The organism is Streptomyces sp. NPDC043952 (assembly GCF_056435325.1).
Genome location: NZ_JBWKES010000001.1, coordinates 205,620 through 209,615, shown reverse-complemented (window position 1 = coordinate 209,615; position 3,996 = coordinate 205,620). Strand labels below are relative to the sequence as shown.

The 3,996-nt window shown below is 72.8% G+C and carries 3 protein-coding genes; all 3 read right to left on the bottom strand.

Annotated features, from left to right (window positions below):
- Positions 1-301 precede the first annotated feature (301 nt).
- Positions 302-1,462, bottom strand: coding sequence for an acyl-CoA dehydrogenase family protein (locus AC069R_RS00955; RefSeq protein ID WP_478763389.1), 1,161 nt, complete (start codon positions 1,460-1,462; stop codon positions 302-304).
- Positions 1,463-1,467: 5 nt separating this feature from the next.
- Entirely contained in the window at positions 1,468-2,391 is a 924-nt protein-coding gene (locus AC069R_RS00950; RefSeq protein ID WP_478763685.1) for a hydroxymethylglutaryl-CoA lyase, read from the bottom strand.
- A 17-nt stretch (positions 2,392-2,408) separates the two neighbouring features.
- The coding region (locus AC069R_RS00945) for an ATP-binding protein (protein ID WP_478763388.1) at positions 2,409-3,996 on the bottom strand (1,588 nt) is incomplete at its 5' end.

Genomic DNA, 3,996 nt, shown 5'->3' with positions numbered 1-3,996 from the left:
CCGGAGTACCCACAGGCCGGGACGCAATTTCCTGCAATCCCCCTCCACCACCCCCCCCCCCCCCCCCCCCCCCCCCCCATCCCCCCCCCCCCCCCCTCCCCCCCCCCCCCCCCCCCCCCCCCCCCCCCAGCGGGCTGCTGACTGGGCCTCGTCCGTGCCGACCAAGCCCGCGAGGTCTACCGCACTCGTGCCGGACTGCGCGGCTGTCTCGGCCGTGACGGTGCCCTGACGCTGCACGGCTGGGAATGAGGAAGGGGCGCGTCCGCGCGGACACGCCCCCTCGGCCCGAGTCTCCGTGGGCTCAGCCCGCCAGTCCCAGCTCCCGTGAGATCAGCATCCGCTGCACCTCGCTCGTGCCCTCCCCGATCTCCAGGATCTTGGAGTCGCGCCACATGCGGGCCACCGGGTACTCGTTCATGAAGCCGTAGCCGCCGTGGATCTGGGTGGCCTCGCGGGCGTTGTCGACCGCGATGGTGGAGGAGTACAGCTTGGCCATGGCCGCCTCCTTCTTGAAGGGCTCGCCGGCGACCAGGCGGTAGGCGGCGTCGCGCCACGCGAGGCGGGCGGTGTACGCCTTCGTCTCCATGTCGGCGATCTTGAACTGGATCGCCTGGTTGGCGCCGATCGGCCGGCCGAAGGCGTGCCGCTCCTTGGCGTACTTCACCGACTCGTCCACACAGCCCTGCGCCAGCCCCGTCGCGAGGGCGGCGATGGCGATGCGGCCCTCGTCCAGGATGCGCAGGAACTGGGCGTAGCCGCGGCCCTCCTGGCCGAGCAGGTTGGCGGCGGGGACGCGGACGTCCACGAAGGACAGCTCGCGGGTGTCGGAGGCGTTCCAGCCGACCTTGGAGTACGGCGCCGCGACGGTGAAGCCCGGCGTGCCGGACGGCACGACGATCGAGGAGATCAGCGGCTTGCCGTCGGGCTTGCGGCCGGTGACCGCGGTGACCGTGACCAGCCCGGTGATGTCCGTACCGGAGTTGGTGATGAAGCACTTGGTGCCGTTGATCACCCACTCGCCGGTGTCCGGGTCGAGGCGGGCCGTCGTACGGGTGCCGCCCGCGTCCGAGCCGCAGTCCGGCTCGGTCAGGCCGAAGCCGCCGAGGATCTCGCCCGCGCACAGCCGGGGCAGCCACTCGCGCTTCTGCTCCTCGGTGCCGAAGAGATGGATCGGCATCGCGCCCAGCGAGACACCGGCCTCCAGGGTGATCGCCACCGAGGAGTCCACCCGCGCCAGTTCTTCCAGGGCGATGCCCAGCGCCAGGTAGTCGCCGCCCATGCCGCCGTACTCCTCCGGGAACGGCAGCCCGAACAGGCCCATGCGGCCCATCTCGCGGACGATCTCGTACGGGAACTCGTGCCGCTCGTAGAAGTCGCCGATCTTCGGCGCCACGACGTCGTGCGCGAACTCCTCGACCGTACGGCGGAGTTCCTCCAGCTCGGGGCTGAGGCGGTGGTCCATGCTGATCACTGGTCCTTGTGGGAGAGAGCGCGGACGGTACGGGAGGGACTGGGCCGGTCCAGATGGGCGGCCATCCACACGCTGGTGGCGGTCAGCCGGTCGAGGTCGACGCCGGTCTCGATGCCGAGGCCGTGCAGCATCCAGACCAGGTCCTCGGTGGCGAGGTTGCCGGTGGCGGACTTGGCGTACGGGCAGCCGCCCAGCCCGCCGGCGGACGCGTCGACCGTCGTCACGCCGTGCTCCAGGGCCGCGTAGGTGTTCGCGAGCGCCTGGCCGTACGTGTCGTGGAAGTGCACGCCGATCTCGTCGGTCGGCACGCCCTCCTCGTTGAGCAGGTTCAGGAGTTCCTGGACGTGTCCGGGGGTGGCCACGCCGATCGTGTCGCCGAGGCTCAGTTCGTCGCAGCCCATGTTCCGCAGGGCGGTGCAGACGCGGGCCACCTGGTGCAGCGGCACCGCGCCCTCCCACGGGTCGCCGAAGCACATGGAGACGTAGCCGCGCACCCGCGCGCCCGCGTCCTTGGCCCCGCGCACCACCGGCTCGAACACCGCGAGGGACTCGTCCACCGTGCGGTTGAGGTTGGCCCTGGCGAAGGACTCGGTGGCGCTGGCGAACACCGCGATCCGGTCGGCGCCGAGGGCCAGCGCCCGGTCCAGGCCACGCTGGTTGGGGACCAGGACGGGAAGCTCCACGCCGGGCAGGTCGCGCACCCGCGGGAACAGCTCCTCGGCGTCGGCGAGTTGGGGTACCCACTTGGGGTGTACGAAGCTGGTCGCCTCGATGGTGGTGAGGCCCGCCTCGGCCAGCCGGCGGATGAAGTCCGCCTTCACCTCGGTCGGTACGGCACCCTTCTCGTTCTGCAGCCCGTCGCGCGCGCCGACCTCGTGGATCCGCACCCGTGCGGGCAGGTCCGCGGCCGGTACGACCATGGGCAGTCGCCCGGTGCTCACTCCGCCTCCTCCTTCGGCGCGATGACGGCCAGCACCTGGTCCATGGCGACCGTGGTGCCCGGTGTGACGTCCAGCTCGGCGACGGTGCCCGCGTGCGGGGCGGAGACGACGTGCTCCATCTTCATCGCCTCCACCACCAGCAGGCTCTGGCCGGCGGCCACTTCGTCCCCGACGGCGACCTTGACGACGGTCACCGTGCCGGGCATCGGCGCGGTCAGCGAGTCGGCGCCCGCGTGGCCCGTCCGGGACAGCGAGTCGGCCACCGGGTCGTGGTCGCGCACCTGCCAGGCGTCGCCGTCCCGGCCGATCCAGTCACCGGCGCGGCGGAAGGTGTGCCGCAGCCCGTCGAGGGTGACGGCAACCGTGTCGCCGGTGACGGTGGCGGTGCCGCGTGGGGTGTACGTCACCGGGTCCTGGACCCGCAGGTGGAAGGCGGGCGGCTTCGGGGTGCCGCCGAGCCGCCAGCCGCTCGGCACCGAGAAGGGGTCGGTCCAGCCCTCGCCGGAGGGCTTCAGCGCCTCCAGGCGTACGGCCGCCGCCGCCTCGTACACCTCCTCGGGCACCTCCGTGGGGACCAGGTCGGCCACGGCCCGTTCCACCAGGCCGGTGTCCAACTCGCCCGCCACCACGTCCGGGTGGGCGAGGAGGCGGCGCAGGAAGCCCGCGTTCGTCTGCACGCCCAGCGTGACCGTCCCGGCCAGCGCCGCCCGGAGCCTGCGCAGCGCGGTCGCGCGGTCGGGGCCGTACGCGATCACCTTGGAGAGCATCGGGTCGTACAGGCTGCCGACCTCGGTGCCCTCGCTGAGCCCGGAGTCGGTGCGCACGCCGTCGCCCTCCGGTTCGTCCAGCAGCAGGACCGTGCCGCCGGAGGGGAGGAAGCCGCGCGCGGGGTCCTCGGCGCAGATGCGGGCCTCGACCGCGTGCCCGGTCAGCGTCACGTCGTCCTGGGTGAAGCCCAGCGGCTCGCCGGCCGCCACCCGCAGCTGCCACTCCACGAGGTCGAGTCCGGTCACCAACTCCGTGACGGGATGCTCGACTTGGAGGCGGGTGTTCATCTCCATGAAGTAGTACTGCGAGGGGTCGTTGCCCGGCACGATGAACTCCACCGTGCCCGCGCCCCGGTAGCCGCAGGAGCGGGCCGCCTGCACGGCGGCCTCGCCCATCGCCGCGCGCGTAGCCTCGTCCAGGAGGACGCTGGGCGCCTCCTCGATGATCTTCTGGTGGCGCCGCTGGAGCGAGCACTCGCGCTCGCCGAGGTGCACCACATGGCCGTGGCCGTCGGCCAGCACCTGGATCTCGATGTGCCGGGGGCGGTCGATCCACCGCTCCACCAGCAGGGTGTCGTCGCCGAAGGAGGCGCGGGCCTCGCGGCGGGCGGCGGCGATCTCCTCGTCCAGGACGGACAGGTCCCGCACCAGGCGCATGCCCTTGCCGCCACCGCCGGCCGACGGCTTCAGCAGCACGGGCGCGCCCAGCGCGCGGGCGGCTTCGGCCAGTTCGGGGTCGGGGGGGGGGGGGGGGGGGGGGGGGACAAACAGACGCGAAAACCCACCCGCCCCAGTCGTTGTGTCCCTCCCCCCCCCG